The organism is Streptomyces sp. NPDC015139 (assembly GCF_043079785.1).
Taxonomy (GTDB): Bacteria; Actinomycetota; Actinomycetes; order Streptomycetales; family Streptomycetaceae; genus Streptomyces; species Streptomyces albidocamelliae.
In genome coordinates this window covers 3,525-18,492 of the sequence record NZ_JBIBUW010000024.1, presented here as the reverse complement: position 1 = coordinate 18,492, position 14,968 = coordinate 3,525, and the positions used below count along the sequence as shown (strand labels likewise).

Sequence of the window (14,968 nt, the reverse complement as noted above, 5' to 3'; positions counted from 1 at the left end):
TACGCTGATCGACGTGCAGCTGAGGTACAGCTTCCGTCTGTACCCGAACGGGCCCCAGCGTGCCGCGCTGGCCGGGGCGTTCGGGTGCGCCCGCGTGGTGTTCAACGACGCGTTGCGCATCCGCAAGGAGGCCCACGAGCAGGGGCGCCCCTTTCCGACGATCGGTGACCTGTCCAAGCGGGTCATCACCGAGGCGAAGAAGAGCCCTGAGCGTGCCTGGCTCGGGGCGGTCTCGGCTGTGGTGCTGCAGCAGTCTCTGCGGGACCTGGACACCGCGTACTGTCACTTCTTCGCCTCACTCAACAGGACTCGCAAGGGCCCGAAGGTCGCCGAGCCTCGGTTCAAGTCCAAGCGGGACAACCGGCAGTCCGTACGGTTCACCGCCAACGCTCGCTGGTCGATCACGCCCGGCGGTGACCTGCGTCTTCCGAAGATCGGGGATGTGCGGGTGAAGTGGTCCCGCATGCTGCCGTCCACGCCGTCCACGGTGACCGTGATCAAAGACGCCGCCGGGCGGTACTTCTGCTCCTTCGTCGTGCAGACCGCCCCCGCACACCTTCCGCCGGTCGCCAGGGAGGTCGGCTTGGACCTGGGCCTGAGGCATTTCGCTGTCCTCTCCGACGGCACGAAAATCGACAGCCCGCGGTTCCTGCGACGAGCCGAGAAGCGCCTCAAGCGTGCACAGCAGACTCTCAGCCGCAAGATGAAAGGCTCGAAGAACCGAAAGGAAGCAAGGGTTCGCCTCGCCCGTGCTCACGCACGGGTGGCCGATGCCCGGCGGGACTTCCACCACCAGCTCTCCACCCGGCTGATCCGCGACAACCAAGCGGTCGCAGTGGAAGACCTTGCGGTCAAACACCTCGCCCGCACACGCCTGGCCACGTTCGTGCACGACGCCGGATGGTCCGCGTTCGTCGCGATGCTGGAGTACAAAGCCGCGAAGTTCGGCCGGGCCTTCCATCGCATCGGACGCTTCGAACCCACCTCTCAGGTCTGCTCGGCCTGCAGCGTCAAGGACAAACCCAAACCCCTGCACATCCGGGAGTGGACATGCAGGGAATGCGGGACCGTCCTTGACCGGGACATCAACGCGGCGGTCAACGTCGCCAAGGCGGCCGGACTGGCCGTGACAGCCCGTGGAGCGCAGGTAAGACCGGTACCCGTACCGGCGCAGCGCGTAGAAGCAGGAACCCACCGAGACGGTCAGCCGGCCGTGGCAGGAATCCCCTCCCCCTAGGGAGGGGAGCGGAAGTCAACGGCTCCTCGTCACCGTCCCCCCGGCCGTACGAGCTGCGGGCCCAACGAGGAGGGTCCCATGGCCGGGGCTGGGCGGACCTATAGGCGCGGCGTGGGTCGCCGCCCCGGTCCGCATGATCACCGCTGCTGGGCCCTGTCCTAGGATCTGCGGGCACCAGCAGGCGGGCCGCGGTCGTGTCCGAGAAGAAGTGTGGGGTGGCGTTGCGTTGCGTTCTTACCGGGCCCTGTGGGCTCTCGTCGCCGTGGTGTCCGCCTGCGCCGGCTGTGGCCGGCTGGCCCCGCCGCCGGTCCCGGACGGTGAGCCCACCGAGTTGCCGCACCGCCGGATGACGACCGTGTGGGGCGACGGCAAGGGCGGCGTGCTGAAGCTGAAGCCGGACGGAACGTTCACTGCCGAGCGTGTCTGCGGCGACTACGACATCGACGCCTTCGGGCCGAAGAACGAGCCCCGGTCGGGATCGGGCACGTGGAAGGCCGACGACTGGAAGGGACAGACCAGCATCACGGTCTTCTACGACCCCGGCGACGTCGATTCCGGCTACGAGGCCCTGCGAGAGGGCAGGACCTCGAAGCTGTGGACCTACGTCGGCGACCCCGACGACGGCCACTCCTTGTGCGTCCTGACCGAGCGGCACGGCTGAACCCGCCGGCCGGCAGGCCGTCGAAGCCCGCCCTTCTGCCGTCCGGCCGGCCCCACCGGGCGGCCCGCGCCGCGCACCGCGGGAGGACACCCCCCCTTTGTGCGGTGCGGGCCGACACGCATCGGGACGGGGACGAGAGGAAGGGAAGGCCGCCCCCTCACCGGGGGCGGCGGCCGGTTCAGCCGGCGCAGTCGTCCGCCGCCACCGGCTGGGGCTTGGACAGCGACACCTGGTCCTTGACCGTCTGGTTGTCGGGGTCCTTCGCCGGGGACGTCGCGCGAAAGTCGGTGAGGGCCCAGTAGTGGTGACCGTGCCCCTGCAGCGGGCCGGTGCCGGTGTGCTCGTAGTCGATCCACAGCACCCCGCTGACCTGCTGCCGCTGGTAGCGGTGCTGCAGGTGCGCCTTGTGGCCCTTGGGCACGAACGCGCTGAAACTCTGCGTCGTCCCGCGCGAGGACCCCCACGTGTACTGGAAGTCCGTGCGCAGGGACGCCTTGACGAGTTCGCTGAGGCCGATCTCGACGCTCGCGCCGACCGTCACGCTGTTGGAGGTGGTGTAGTCGCTGTGGTCGCTGTAGGTGATGTTGTTCTGCTCGTTGCCGCCCCGGCAGTTGGCGTAGTCGGCCGTCAACGGCTCCCAGGGGCCGAACCCCTTCGTCTCCGGCTCGCCGTAGGGGTAGAAGCCGCACGCCACGCCGGGCGCGTCGGCCTGCCGGTCCACCGCGCAGTCCTCGACTATCTGCCGGGCGGTGATCTGGCTGTCCGTCGGCGTGTCCGGGTAGGAATCGGCGGGGCCGCCGAAGACGGTGCCGTCGGCCAGGCAGACGTACCTGGCCTGGCAGGAGGTGGGCGTCTCGGCGAACGCGGTCCCGGCGCCGACGGCACCGAGACTCACGGTGGCTGCGGTCAGCGCGTACAGGCGGGCTGTGCGACGGGTCATCGGCAGTTCTCTTCCTGGTGCGAAGTCCCTGCGTGAGCCGGACCACGCCCCACCCGCACCCCACCCAGTTCACGCCTCCCTCGGGGGGCGGCTGCGGGCGGGGTCATGGGCCCATGGGCCGTTCTGCTCCCCCAAAAGGTCGGGGGCGGGCAGCCGCGGCCGCGCGCAGCGGGGGTGGGGGGCTTGTGGCCGAAATACCGCTACGGGGCGGGCCGGTTTGCCGGTCACGCCGGCATGGGGCCCGTCGGGGTCGGTGACGGGCCGGGCAGGACCGGGACGCGGGCCGGAAGGCGACGGCGAAGGCCGGGCCGGCATGCCGCGGGCGCGGACAGCCGCCCCGGACAGGCGGGATGAGGGGGTGTCGGGCTCAGCGAGGAGGGTGGTGGGGGGGGACAGCACGGCAACGCCGTGGGGGCGCCGCCGTGTTGGAGTGTGAGCCTAGAAAACCCGCCCCGGCAGGCACAAGCGTTCCCCCGACAACGTCCGGAAGGATCGGCCGGCGTTCGGTGAACCGGCCGGTAACGCTTAGCGTTTGCTGATTTCGGCCCCCGTCCCGCGCCTCCGGGTGCGGGTGGTGTGCCGCGCCCCGGTGGCCGCGCGGGGCGTCACCAAGTGCGCACCGCGAACCACAGGGCTCTGAGGGGGTTTGGCGGGGACGGTGCACCGCCGCCTGCCTGGAGCGGGCACCGCGCCGCGCCTGGCTCGGGCGGGCGCGGCCGGGTGCGTGGCCGGGCAGCCGGCGGTGCCGGCACAGCAGGCGGTGCCGGCACAGCAGGCGGTGCCGGCCGCTTCGCCGGGCAGCACCACGGCCGAGCAGCGGCCGGCCCGGCGTAAGGCCGTGGGCGATATCCGGCCACCCGGCGCGCGGTACCGGCATCCGCCGTCACGGGGAGGCGCCCGGACTGTTGCCCGGTCCGTCGGCGGGATCGCGTTCGGGGGCGGGGGCCGGCCCCCGAACCGGGGCTATCACGTGGATCGTGCCGTCGTGGCGCCGATCGAAGACCGCCGCCTACGCGTCTGTCGCCATACCGTGGTAGAGAGCCTGGCTCATGTCGCTCAGGAGGCTGCTGATACGCCGTGCATCGGCGTCGACGGTCTCCACCATCAATCGCTTCTGGTCCCCGGTGAACCGGTCCCATTTGGCCAGCAGCGTCGCGGAGAATCCCAGTACCGAGGTCAGGGGTGAGCGCAGTTCGTGCAGGATGTCGGCGCGGAAGGAGGTTTCGGCTCCCTCGCTGCTACGACGGGTTCGCTCTGCCCTGTGCCAGGCCTGCTGCCATGCTCTCGTGGTCTCCCGTGAGGCTCCGCAGCCTTTGACGAAGGCGACGAGGTGGTCATAGCTGGGCAGCGTACGGCCGCTGAGCATGCGGTGGAGGGTCGAGCGCGGGAGTTCGCCGTGTGATCCGGCCCGGTGTTGCAGTGCCCGCAGCGAGGGGGCGCCCGCGCGCAGGTGCAGCTCGCGCATCATCAGAGCAAGGTCGGCGAAGTCGCGGACGAGTTCGGGCCGGAGCGTGAGCTGAGCGTTGCCGCGTTGTCCGAGTTTCTGGCACGCCTCGTAGCGAGCGGCCCTCCACAGCCGATGAGCCACCGTCTGGTCGGCTCGGCAGGCTCGGGCGTAGCCTTCGACGACAGAAAGGGTGGGGACGCTGGTGCCTGCTGCCGCCCGCTGGAGCGTGGTGGCGTGGAGGTCGCTGAGGTGGGCCATCTGCCGGTAGGTGAGGTGTTGTTGGCTGCGCTGGTCGCGCAGCCACTGTGCGAGCTCGGCGAGCGTCGGCGAGCTCGTGATCGGCTTCTGCGGGCGTCCCATGATCAGATCCCAGCCGGGTCGGTGCCGGCGCCGGCTGCTCGTTTGCGGCCTGCCTGCCAGGCGGCGGCGAGTCCGGCGAGCGCGGTGAGGGTTTGCAGCGCCGAGTCGATGGCGGTCCCGGATCGGGTGACGATGACAATGATGACGACGACGGCTCCGGTGAGGGTGCCGTGCGGCGAGGGCAGCGACACGCAACGCCGGGCGCGTTGACGGTTGGGGTTCATGTGAGTTCCTCCTGGACGCGGACGCCGTTCATGCGGAGGTTCGGCATCCAGCGGTTGACGGGCTCCAACTGCGGTTCCTGCGCGGGCATTTGCCGATGCCTGCGCGCACCCCATCGTGGCAGAGTCAGTGGCTCGTCGTGTTCCGGCGGGTACGCGATGATGCAGCGGTGTCCCAGCCGATAAGCGTGACTGCGCGTCATCAGCGATGGACAGGGGCACAGGTCCTGCGGCGCAGCGGGCCGCACGCGGGTGAACGCGGCCGTTGATGCGGCAGTGTCCCGCCTGTCGTTGCCTCGCCGTGGTCGCCGTGCCAGAGTCTTTGAGACGGGATGAGTTCACACATCCCGCTGCTCCTTGGAGACGGGCTCCACCTGCGACAAGGACGCAACCTGGCAGGGCATGTTGCCGCATGTCCGCCCCTCGCGAGGCGGGGCTGCCCGCGCCTGTTGTCGGCGGCCCCGCCTGGTACTTTGCGCGCACTGCCGACTGTCTGGTGCACCGGCTAGCCGACCCGGGGCCTGCGGGTCCTGAACGGCCGCCGCTGCCATCGGTGTTCTCCTTCTCGGCACCGGCCGGCTCGGACAGCGCACCCGCACCTGCGTGTCACTGCGACACGAGTACGCCCTCGGCTCCGAACAGCCCGCGACCCCACGGTCGCACTGGGCCTGCTCCGCCGCCCAGCGCTCTGCGAGGGAAGGCCCGCCAGGTTGTGGGAGGCGCTGGTGGTTCACAAAAGCCGTCTTGGACGTCGCCCCGGCGTCTTTACGGTGGCGCGGTGATGACTCAGGTGATCGTGGTCAACGGTGGTTCCAGCTCGGGCAAGTCCGCCGTCGTGCGGTGTCTGCAGGCCGTCCTGCCGGGTCCGTGGCTGGCCTTGGGGACGGACACGCTCATCGAGGCGATGCCCGCGTCCCTGCGGGCGTCGCAGGGCGGGATCGAGTTCGCCGCGGACGGAAGTGTGAGTGTCGGGGCCGGGTTCCGGGCGCTGGAAGCGGCGTGGATCGAGGGGGTCGCAGCGATGGCCCGGGCCGGTGCCCGCGTCCTGGTCGATGAGGTGTTTTTGGGCGGGGCGGCCTCGCAGCAGCGCTGGCGCCATGGGCTGGGTGGACTGGGGGTGCTGTGGGTCGGCGTCAGGTGTGACGCGGCCGTCGCCGCGGGCCGTGAGGTCGCACGGGGCGACCGGGTCATCGGGATGGCCGCGCTGCAGGCCGACGTCGTGCACCGCGGTGTGACCTACGACCTGGAGGTCGACACCACCGGCGCGGAGGCGATGGCCTGCGCACGGACCATCGCCGCCCACGTCACCTGAGCGGACGGCCCCGGCGTTCTGCCGCCCGGCCGCTTGCACCGGGACACCCCGGGCAGCGGTCGTGCGCGGGGGGGCCGCCCGGCCGATGCCCCCCTTTCGCCGCGGACGCGGGCGCCTGGCCGGCGTGGACGCGGGCGCCTGGCCGGCGTGGTGCGGCACGAACGCACCGCCACAGGGGTCGACACGGATGCTCCGTCCGTGGACGCGGGGCGGGCAAGAGGCGAGTGCGCGGCTCGGCCGGCGGATGAAGGCCCGAGCTGAGCCGAGCCGAGCGGGGCGGGGGGCCGTGGCGGGGCGGGGCAGTGGGTGCGGGCCGCGGTGAGCTGTCGCGGCGGGCCGCAACATGTCACCGGCGCCGAGGACCTGCCGCCTGCGGCCGGGGGGGCAGGGCTGTGACGCTCCCGATTGGTGCAGCGGCCGGATCGGTGGCTAGGGTGCCAGGTCACGACCGCCCCCGTGGTGATCCGCGGGCCGGTCAGAGCTCTGCCCGCAGCCGGCCGCGCCCGCACGGCTGCCCGGCTGATCTCTGCCTGCCCGGGCCCTTCCCCTGCGCGGGGGCGCTCCTCACGGCACGGGGCAGCCGGGCCCCGGCCGACGGGTCAGGAGGAAACGAGTGGCACAGCTCATCGCCGAGGTCTCACGGACGTTCAACGAGTTCCTGCTGCTGCCGAACCGGACACGCAACCACTGCTCGACGGCGACGGTGGACCTGCGCACACCCCTGGTGCGGCACATGGCGGGCGAGACGGCGGCGATCATGCTGCAGTCCCCGTTCACTTCGGCGATCATGCAGGCCGTCAGCACCCCCGAACTCGCGATCGCGCTCGCCCGCAACGGCGGTCTCAGCTTCCTGCACCACAACCAGCCCGTCGCGGACCAGGCCGCAGCGGTGCGCCAGGTGAAGAGCTTCACGTCCGGTTTCGTCACCAGCGACACCAACGTCCGCCCCGACGCCCCCTTGAGCCTGCTGGCCGACCTCATGCGCACCACCGGCCACAGCACCGCCGCCGTCACCCACGACGGGACGGCGAGTGGCCGCCTGCTCGGCCTGGTCACCTCCCGCGATTTCCACCCCCGGCGCCACGACCTCGCCGGACCGGTCGGCGAGCGGATGATCCCCGTCGCCGAACTCGCCCACGCCCGGTGCGGCATCACCCTGGCCGAGGCCGACACCCGGCTGTGGGACGAACGACTTCACTGCCTGCCCGTGCTGGACGGCGAAGGCCACCTGCAGCACCTGGTGTTCCGCTCCGACCACACCGACCACACCGACCACCAATGCTTCCCCCACCAGCTCGTGGATGCCGGCAAGCGCCTGCGCGTGGGTGCGGGTATCAACACCCACGACTACCAAGAACGCGTCCCGGCCCTGCTGGAGGCCGGCGCGGACGCACTGTGCTTCGATTCCTCCGACGGCTACAGCGACTGGCAGGCGCAGGCTCTGGCCTGGGTGAAGAAGCACTACCCGGACACCCCGGTGGGCGGTGGCAACGTGGTCGACGGCGAGGCGTTCACCTTCCTCGCCGAAGCGGGCGCGGACTTCGTGAAGGTCGGCGTCGGCGGCGGATCCATCTGCATCACCCGGGACCAGAAGGGCATCGGCCGCGGCCAGGCCAGCGCGGTGCTGGACGTCGCGGCAGCCCGGGACGCCTTCTGCGAACGCACCGGCGCCTATGTGCCGATCTGCTCCGACGGCGCCCTGGTGCACGACTACCACGTGGCCCTGGCCTTGGCGATGGGAGCCGACTTCGTCATGATGGGCCGCTACTTCGCCGGCTTCGACCAGGCGGCCGGCGCGAAACTGCCCACCCGCGACGGCTTCGTGAAGGAGTACTGGGGCGAGGGCTCCCACCGGGCCCGTAACTGGCAGCGCTACGGCCAGGGCGGCCGGCACCTGCTCTTCGAGGAAGGCGTGGACGGCTACGTCCCCTACGCCGGCGACCTGAGCGAAGGACTCGCCCTGAGCGTCGCCAAACTCAAGACCACCATGGTCTCCTGCGGCTCCACCACCCTGCCCCAGTTCCGCTCCACGGCCCGGCTGACCCTCGTCTCCGAGCAGAGCCTGAACGAGAGTCACGCCACCGTCACCGTCCGCGACACCCCCATGCCGCTCTCCTGACGAACCGGCCCCCCTCCCCGGTGCACAGGCCACCAGCGGGAAGTCGAGCGGCGGGGCGCCGGGATGCTTGTGCCCTCCTCCGGCCGAGCGCAAGGCGCGCGGCCGGCCCCGCCCCGCCACCGTGCCCCGCCCGGCCCCGTGCCCCGGTGCCCCCGCCCCGCCCTGGGGCAAGGGGGGACCGGGCGTCTCGAACTCGGGCGCCGTGGCGCCGAGATGCCGGCTCAGCGGCTTTCGACCGTGCTGGGCGGCCCGCCCCCTCGGTGCGACTGGACAGCCGCCCTCTGCCCGGCCGGCCTCCCCCTCGCGGCGCTGTCCCTGCGCTCAGCGCACTCCGCGGCCGGGACGCGCCTACAGGTCGGGGTCGTCGGGCGGCCCGGCGAAGTCCGCGGTCAAGGCCGTTCGATCGCCGGACGAGACCGGCGGCGGGTGACGGCGGGCTTCGTCGCCTGCGTCCGCGGTGACACCCAGGTCACGGCGCATCGCCTCTCTCATGACGCGTATCGACGACCACAGCGCATGCTGCGCCTGCGCAGCGGACCGCAGGGTTTCACCGGGCCGGCAGTTGCCCTGCTCAAGGCGTTTGACCTGCCCGTAGACCCCGGTCAGCGCGTCGGATAGTGCGTGTGCCGCAACGATCACCGCGTCGGGAGCGATCATCAACGCCTCGGACCACCGGTCGCGGTAGGCGTCCTTGGCCGCTTCCAGCGCCGCCACGTCCTGTGCGGCGGGCGGACGGTCGCGCAGGAGGTACAGGTGCCGGCTCAGCGCCGTGGTGAACTGCCGGGCATCGCGGTGCAGTTGCGTGTAACAGCTGCGCCGCAGCTCACGATTGTCCTTCGCCTCCTGGATGGCCCGGGTCATCTCCAGCTCGCGTTTCTTGGTCCGGTCGGCGCCTCGCTGGGTGAGCAGCGCGGCCCCGAGCGTCCCCGCCACACCCGTCATCGCGATCAGTACCGCCCCCACGTCCATGGGATCACCGTAGTGGGCGTCATGTGCCGGTCGCAGGGGCGTACGATCGCACGCCGTCACCCCGGGGGCTCACCCGGAGCCCGACGTGTCGACTGCGCGTGCCCAGCCGTGCGGGCAGAGCCCGGCGTGAGCCGTGCACCGGGCCGCAGAGGGCAGCCTCGCCCTGCTCGCGTGCCGAGGTCATGCGTTGAATGACCTACCGACAAACACAACGGCGGATCGTACGACGAGCACATGACGGTGCGGCCGGCACGCAACCGGCCGGGCCGCCTTGTCGACCCGAGCGCGGCCCGGCGGGCAACTGCGCCCGGCCGCTCGTGGCGGACACGGCGCCGGGGGCGGCCGCGCCGGGATGCGAGCGGGGTCATCATGGGCCGTACGCACGGTACTTGGGCCGGGCGGACGGCCGCCGTGCGGGCCGCGGGCGCCCGAGGGTGGAACGGGTGTGCGGAAAGTCGCCGGTGGTGCGGGAGAGTTGGGCGGGGCGCTGTCCGGGTGACTTCGCCCGTGTCGCGGTGGATGCGCGGTCGGCGGGTGCGACAGGTTGGAGCGGCAGAAAGTCCGATTCTCCACCTACCGCACGAAAGGGCTGCCGTGAAGAAGGTAGGCATCTACGCGACCCTGTCCCTCGCCGCTGCCATGGCGTGGACGGGCACCACCGCGAGCCAGGCGTCCGCGGCACTGCGCACCGACCCGGTACCCCCCGCGAAGATCAACGTGATCTTCAACAACGGCGGCTGGATCGGCGACATCTCCAACACCGGGGACGGCAACAGCAACAACGTCCAGGTCGGCAACCTGCAGGGCGGCACCCAGGGCGGCACCGGCAACACCCAGGGCGGCACCGGTAACACCCAGACCGCGGCGCAGGGCGGCACTCACAACATCCAAAACGGCACCCAGGGCGGCACGGGCAACGTGCTGGGCGGTACCCAGGTCGGGGGTAAGAAGAACACCCAGGGCGGCGTCCAGGGCGGCACCCACAACGTCCAGGGCGGCACCCAGACCGGCCGGACCAACACCCAGGGCGGCGCGCAGGGCGGCACCAACAACGTCCAGGGCGGCACCGTCAGCGGCATCCGCAACACCCTCGGCGGCTCCCAGGGCGGCACCGGCAACACCCAGGGCGCCACCCAGGGCGCCGGGAACAACAACACCCAGGGCGCCACCCAGGGCGGCACCCACAACCTCCAGGGCGGCGCCACCCAGGGCGCGACGCTGGCCAGCGACGAGGACATCGACAAGGCCACCGACCGGATCATCGCCGACTCCTTCGCGATGGCCTCCCACCTCGCCACCCCCTGACACCCCGGCGCGGGCACCGCTGCCGCCGCACCACCTGACGGCAGCACCGCCCGCCCCGCCCCCACCGCAGCCGCAGCCGCGATCCGCAGCCGCGATCCGGGGCCCTCACCGCACGGCACCCGAGACGACCCGGCACCTCCACCAGCCCCCCCCCCGGGGGGTGGGCGGCGCCGGGGCGGAGGCGTGTCCGGCGGGCCCGGGGGCGCCGGGTGCGGTCAGCGGCCATCGTCGTAGGTCATGAACCAGTGGGCGCCGGCGTAGTGGGCCAGCGTGTACGGGTGGTGCGCATCGAGGAGGATGCGGCAGACGAACTGCGCGGCCGGGCAGGCGAAGACGGTGTCCTCGTCGTCGAAGGAGCGGACCACCACGGGCCGGCCGTCGGGGTCCTCGCCCTGCATCCGCCAGCAGTACCGGTCCTTGTGTTCCGTGACCGCCCAGATCAGCAGCCCCTCACCTTGAAGATCCGTCCACGGCTCCTGGTTCAGATCCAGGTGTCCGTCGAGGCACCCACGCCGAACGTCTCGACCATGCGCCGGTAGTCACCCGGCAGTCGGGTGCCCACCCGCGACTGCACCCGGACCCAGTCCACCTCCGGCCGCCGGGCGGGCCGCGACCAGCCGGTGATCTCCCTCAGCCGACGCACCCAGTCGACCCCGGCCCCGCCCTCACCCTCGTTCTCCTTTCGGGCGGCCGCCGGCATGTCCGGCACCTGCCGGTGCGCGGCCACCAGCACCGGCCGTAGAACCCCCGCCGCATCGTGCGCCGTCCCCGCGGCGACCCACCGGTCCCCGCACGCCCACACCCGCATCTTCACCACCCGCCCCGCACAGGGATCCAGGACGGCCGCCGGCACACTCCCCGACCGTCGGATCGGTCAAAACCGTCCAGGACCAGAGTGCGCGGAATGCCCGAACCGGCCGGCGAGCAGCTCGGTCGGCGCCTGCGGATCAAGGCCGGCGGGCAGATACAGGTGACCGCCCCCTCGGCCGAGCCGGGCCGGCAGATCATCCACGGTCGCGTGCGTGAGCTCCATGACGCCCCGGTGAAACCCACCCCACCGACAACGCACCGGACGGCCAGGCGGCGAACAGCACCTGCCCGCCCCGGCGCCGGCCCTGCCCGGCACCGCAGCCGACGCACCGTGCACCCGGCCCCGCCCGGCGCGCAGCCGGGAGAGGGACGGACAGCGGTACCGGCCCGCCTTGCGGCCGTGGAGAAGCCGGTGCGCTGCGGCCCTCACCGGCCGGTGGCACATGAGGTGCGGCCGGGACACCCGAGCGGTTCAGCTCCCCGTGACCGTAGCCACGCCGGCGAGATCGAGAAGCCGGTGCATCATCGCGGGCGCGAGGGCGGGATTGCCCGCGGCGTACTGGGCGCAGCCGGGGATGTTCAGGCGCCGATGCAGCTCCGCCGTGGGCAGCCGGGCATCGCGCAGGGCGAAAGCACCGACGTCCCAATCGTCCACCAGCCGCAGAACGAGGTCGCCGCCGGCCTCGGGGTCGTCCAGCGCGGCGCGCCGCAGCCGCCCATGGGGGTGGCCGGCGAAGCGGGCGAGTCCGGGTCGGGCGAAGTTCGGGTGGACGCGCAGGAAGCTCCACTTCAGGCCGTGCCCGTGGGCGTACATCTCCCCCAGCAGATCGTGCGGGGCCTTACGGCAGGACTGGCACAGGGTGAGCCTGACGAAGAAGTCCTCGTCGGCGGCCCGGCGTTCCACCACGTCGGCGGGCAGATGACGCTGCAGGGCGATGCTGCGCCGCAACAGCACGTGGCCCAAGGCGGCGGCACGGCGGGCGACGTCCGGCCCGTGGCCGCGTTCCACGATCCAGCGCGGAACCTGGTGATAGCCGTGCGGCACGACATGGGCGATGGCCGCGCGCTGCTCCTCGGTGAGGTCCTCACGCAGGGACAGGCAGAGCCGGACGGTGTCGTCGCCGTCCCCGGCGAGTTCCAGCGCCAGGCCGGTGGGCACCTCAGGGTCCTGGGCGGCCTCGCCGCGGACCGCGGGGTCGGCATCCCTGACGCGTGCGCCGGGCGCGGGCCGGGGCCCGGGCTCGCCGGGGAACAATGCGGCCAGGGCGCAACGGACCTCGGGCGCGGGATCGGCGAACAGGCTCTCGCGCACGGCGGGCGCAGCCCCGGCCCACAGCTGATCGGTGACGGCCGCGGCCCGCACCGCGGCGTCATCGTCCCCGGCAAGCCGCTCCCGCACCGCGGGCGGCACCACCTTCCCCTGCGTCACCGCCCGCCGGATCCTCGCCTCACCGTCACCCGCCAAAACCTCCAGCACCCCCTTGAGGGATACGCCGGCCGAAGTCGCCCACCAGCGCCGCATAAGCGAACCGGACCCGCGGCACCGGATCACGGGCAAGACGCGCCAGCGCCTCCCCATCGGCCGCCGGATTCTCCACCGCCCCCAGCCGGTGACCCATCTGCGCCGACGCCACCAGCACCTGCGTGCCCTGCGTATCCACAGGACACCGGGCCAGCCATGACGAGCCGCCATCGGGCAACTCCTAGGCCGTGAGCAACCGCGCCAGCACCGACGCGGGCAGCGCGGGATTGCCCATCAGCCCACCAAGCCACTGCCACACCCACCCGCCGTCCCCACCCCACGCCCCCACCCTCTCCCCCACCTCCACCACACCCCTCACACCCCCGGCCCGGCCCGGCCACCGCCACGGCCACGGCCACCGGCCGGCACCACCCACCACCGGACCACCCCGCCCCACACCCCCGGCGCCGAACACGGCCACCACACCACACCGTTCCCGCCCACGACGGCGGCACCCCGGTGAAGTCCCGTGCGCGGACACCCCTTCAAGCGGACGACCCCGGGCACGGCCGCCCACCGCACCGTGAACGTCTTCGCCCAGGCCGCGGAACCCGCCCCTGAATGCATCCTCCGGGCGGGCTCGGCCGCACGCCGTCCAGGCCGCGTCCCGGGGCCACCGCCCACGGCCCTTCGTGCCGCCCGCAGCAGACCACGGCTGGACCGGCTCACCCCCTACGCCGGCCACCCGGCCCAGCCGCTCACCGAACACCCGTCACACGTGACCGTGCCGGCCCGCCCTGATCCGGCGGCTGCACCGGACACGGCCACCGCAGCCCCGGCCCGCCCGCGCACCGGACAGGCCGACGACGGGCACGAGACGGCGGCGACGCACCCGCAGGCACGGATCATCCCCCCGCGACCCCGGCAGCCCCCGCGGCTTCCTCTGTGCCCGCGGTGCCCTCACCGCCCGCGGTGCCCTCGGCGTCCACGGTGCCCTCGGCGTCCCCGGTGCCGGCGGCGTCCACGGTGCCCTCGGTGTCCGCGGGGCCGGCGGCGTCCCCGGTGCCGGCGGTGTCCGCGGTGCCGGCGGTGGCCGCGGGGCCGGCGGTGGCCGTGGTGTCCTCGGCCTCCCAGCGCAGCAGATCGCCCGGCTGGCACCGAAGCACCTCGCACAGCGCGGCGAGCGTGGTGAACCGCACCGCCCTGGCCCGGCCGTTCTTCAGCACCGCCAGATTCGCCGGCGTGATCCCCACACGCTCCGCGAGCTCCCCCACCGACATCTTCCGCCGGGCCAGCATCACATCGATGTCCACGGCGATCGGCATCAGATCACCTCGTCCAACTCGGCCCGCATCCGCGCCGCCTCCCCCTCACGGGCCACAGCCTGCACCAGCAGCGCCCGCAGCACGAGCACGATCAACGCCACCCCCAAAATGGCCACACCGATCCCGCCCATGATCACAGTGACACCCGGATCGTCCCGCTGCCCCGGCGCATTGACAGCCGTCACCGCGAACCACACCACCGCAGCCGCCACGATCGCCCCGGCAATACCGTCCACATACCGAAACGCGGCAGAAGAGAACACCGTCCCCCGCCGCACCATCGCCACCAGCCGCCCCACACACACCACAACGGCCTGCACCGACACCAAACCCACCACCGTCAACACCCGCATCGCCGTCAGCGCCGCCGACCCGCCCTCCGGATCACTCCCACTGACCACAACCCACACCATCAACACCTGCACCAACACCGTCCCGGCCAGCACCACCACCAGCACAGCCCGCAACGCACCCACCGTCAGCCTGCCCACAACCCCACCCTCCTCACGAATGACAACCGAAATCTATCGAAACTCGATAGGCCAGGCAAGCCGCGGCAATCCCCCGACACTCCCGGACACCACGCAGCCGCAACACCCGGAAACGATCCCCCACCACAGACACCACACCCGCAGACACACATCGCCCACCGCCCCCGACAGACACCAATTCGACGCCGTACCCAAGAGACACCACGCTCGACCGCGCGCGTCCTGCGCGCGTCTGCTGAATCACACAAGTCCCGCACCACCGGGCAGGGACGCCCGGGGCCCCTCTCACACCACGGGCGGGACGCCCGG

Annotated in this window: 13 protein-coding genes and 1 pseudogene; 5 read left to right on the top strand and 9 right to left on the bottom strand. The window is 72.3% G+C overall.

From position 1 onward, the window contains the following. Nucleotides 1-13: 13 nt before the first annotated feature. Nucleotides 14-1,237, top strand: coding sequence for an RNA-guided endonuclease InsQ/TnpB family protein (locus tag ACF08B_RS37250; protein ID WP_392321512.1), 1,224 nt, complete (start codon nucleotides 14-16; stop codon nucleotides 1,235-1,237). 226 nt (nucleotides 1,238-1,463) lie between these two features. Next, the gene (locus tag ACF08B_RS37245) at nucleotides 1,464-1,898 is read left to right on the top strand and encodes a hypothetical protein (RefSeq protein ID WP_392321456.1); all 435 of its coding nucleotides are present in this window, start codon (nucleotides 1,464-1,466) and stop codon (nucleotides 1,896-1,898) included. Between the two features lie 178 nt (nucleotides 1,899-2,076). Here ACF08B_RS37245 and ACF08B_RS37240 read toward each other — a convergent pair whose 3' ends face one another. The 3 genes from ACF08B_RS37240 to ACF08B_RS37230 form a co-directional block, all read right to left on the bottom strand. Beyond that, entirely contained in the window at nucleotides 2,077-2,838 is a 762-nt protein-coding gene (locus tag ACF08B_RS37240) for a hypothetical protein (RefSeq protein ID WP_392321455.1), read from the bottom strand. A 1,009-nt stretch (nucleotides 2,839-3,847) separates the two neighbouring features. Next, on the bottom strand, nucleotides 3,848-4,645 hold the full coding sequence (locus tag ACF08B_RS37235; protein WP_392321454.1) for a helix-turn-helix domain-containing protein: 798 nt from the start codon (nucleotides 4,643-4,645) through the stop codon (nucleotides 3,848-3,850). Between the two features lie 2 nt (nucleotides 4,646-4,647). Continuing rightward, on the bottom strand, nucleotides 4,648-4,869 hold the full coding sequence (locus ACF08B_RS37230; RefSeq protein WP_392321453.1) for a hypothetical protein: 222 nt from the start codon (nucleotides 4,867-4,869) through the stop codon (nucleotides 4,648-4,650). Nucleotides 4,870-5,647: 778 nt separating this feature from the next. On the opposite strand from ACF08B_RS37230, the gene cpt reads away from it, so the two are divergent. Beyond that, nucleotides 5,648-6,178 (top strand): chloramphenicol phosphotransferase CPT, encoded by a 531-nt coding sequence (cpt, locus tag ACF08B_RS37225; protein WP_392321511.1) that lies wholly within the window; start codon nucleotides 5,648-5,650, stop codon nucleotides 6,176-6,178. Nucleotides 6,179-6,791: 613 nt separating this feature from the next. Further along, the gene (locus ACF08B_RS37220) at nucleotides 6,792-8,297 is read left to right on the top strand and encodes an IMP dehydrogenase (protein WP_392321452.1); all 1,506 of its coding nucleotides are present in this window, start codon (nucleotides 6,792-6,794) and stop codon (nucleotides 8,295-8,297) included. Between the two features lie 348 nt (nucleotides 8,298-8,645). On the opposite strand, the gene ACF08B_RS37215 is transcribed toward ACF08B_RS37220, so the two are convergent. After that, nucleotides 8,646-9,266 (bottom strand): hypothetical protein, encoded by a 621-nt coding sequence (locus tag ACF08B_RS37215; RefSeq protein ID WP_392321451.1) that lies wholly within the window; start codon nucleotides 9,264-9,266, stop codon nucleotides 8,646-8,648. A gap of 594 nt (nucleotides 9,267-9,860) precedes the next feature. Here ACF08B_RS37215 and ACF08B_RS37210 point away from each other — a divergent pair. Further along, nucleotides 9,861-10,571 (top strand): hypothetical protein, encoded by a 711-nt coding sequence (locus ACF08B_RS37210; protein ID WP_392321450.1) that lies wholly within the window; start codon nucleotides 9,861-9,863, stop codon nucleotides 10,569-10,571. Nucleotides 10,572-10,786: 215 nt separating this feature from the next. Here ACF08B_RS37210 and ACF08B_RS37205 read toward each other — a convergent pair whose 3' ends face one another. From ACF08B_RS37205 to ACF08B_RS37185, 5 genes and pseudogenes are all read right to left on the bottom strand, one after another. Then, nucleotides 10,787-10,969, bottom strand: a complete 183-nt coding sequence (locus ACF08B_RS37205) for a hypothetical protein (RefSeq protein ID WP_392321449.1) — start codon at nucleotides 10,967-10,969, stop codon at nucleotides 10,787-10,789. An 83-nt stretch (nucleotides 10,970-11,052) separates the two neighbouring features. Continuing rightward, the gene (locus ACF08B_RS37200) at nucleotides 11,053-11,424 is read right to left on the bottom strand and encodes a hypothetical protein (protein WP_392321448.1); all 372 of its coding nucleotides are present in this window, start codon (nucleotides 11,422-11,424) and stop codon (nucleotides 11,053-11,055) included. Nucleotides 11,425-11,853: 429 nt separating this feature from the next. Continuing rightward, nucleotides 11,854-12,810 carry a hypothetical protein gene (locus ACF08B_RS37195; protein WP_392321447.1) on the bottom strand — a complete coding sequence of 319 codons (957 nt, stop codon included), beginning with the start codon at nucleotides 12,808-12,810 and terminating at the stop codon, nucleotides 11,854-11,856. 1,142 nt (nucleotides 12,811-13,952) lie between these two features. Further along, nucleotides 13,953-14,168: pseudogene (locus ACF08B_RS37190) on the bottom strand (helix-turn-helix domain-containing protein); the annotation flags it as partial. After that, on the bottom strand, nucleotides 14,168-14,659 hold the full coding sequence (locus tag ACF08B_RS37185; protein WP_392321446.1) for a DUF2975 domain-containing protein: 492 nt from the start codon (nucleotides 14,657-14,659) through the stop codon (nucleotides 14,168-14,170). The pseudogene ACF08B_RS37190 and the gene ACF08B_RS37185, both read right to left, overlap by 1 nt. Nucleotides 14,660-14,968 lie beyond the last annotated feature (309 nt).

Coding starts and splice junctions, on each gene's coding strand:
- ACF08B_RS37240 (WP_392321455.1), bottom strand. CDS start 2,838: ATGACCCGTCGCACAGCCCGCCTGTACGCGCTGACCGCAGCCACCGTG.
- ACF08B_RS37235 (WP_392321454.1), bottom strand. CDS start 4,645: ATGGGACGCCCGCAGAAGCCGATCACGAGCTCGCCGACGCTCGCCGAG.
- ACF08B_RS37230 (WP_392321453.1), bottom strand. CDS start 4,869: ATGAACCCCAACCGTCAACGCGCCCGGCGTTGCGTGTCGCTGCCCTCG.
- cpt (WP_392321511.1), top strand. CDS start 5,648: ATGACTCAGGTGATCGTGGTCAACGGTGGTTCCAGCTCGGGCAAGTCC.
- ACF08B_RS37215 (WP_392321451.1), bottom strand. CDS start 9,266: ATGGACGTGGGGGCGGTACTGATCGCGATGACGGGTGTGGCGGGGACG.
- ACF08B_RS37205 (WP_392321449.1), bottom strand. CDS start 10,969: ATGCAGGGCGAGGACCCCGACGGCCGGCCCGTGGTGGTCCGCTCCTTC.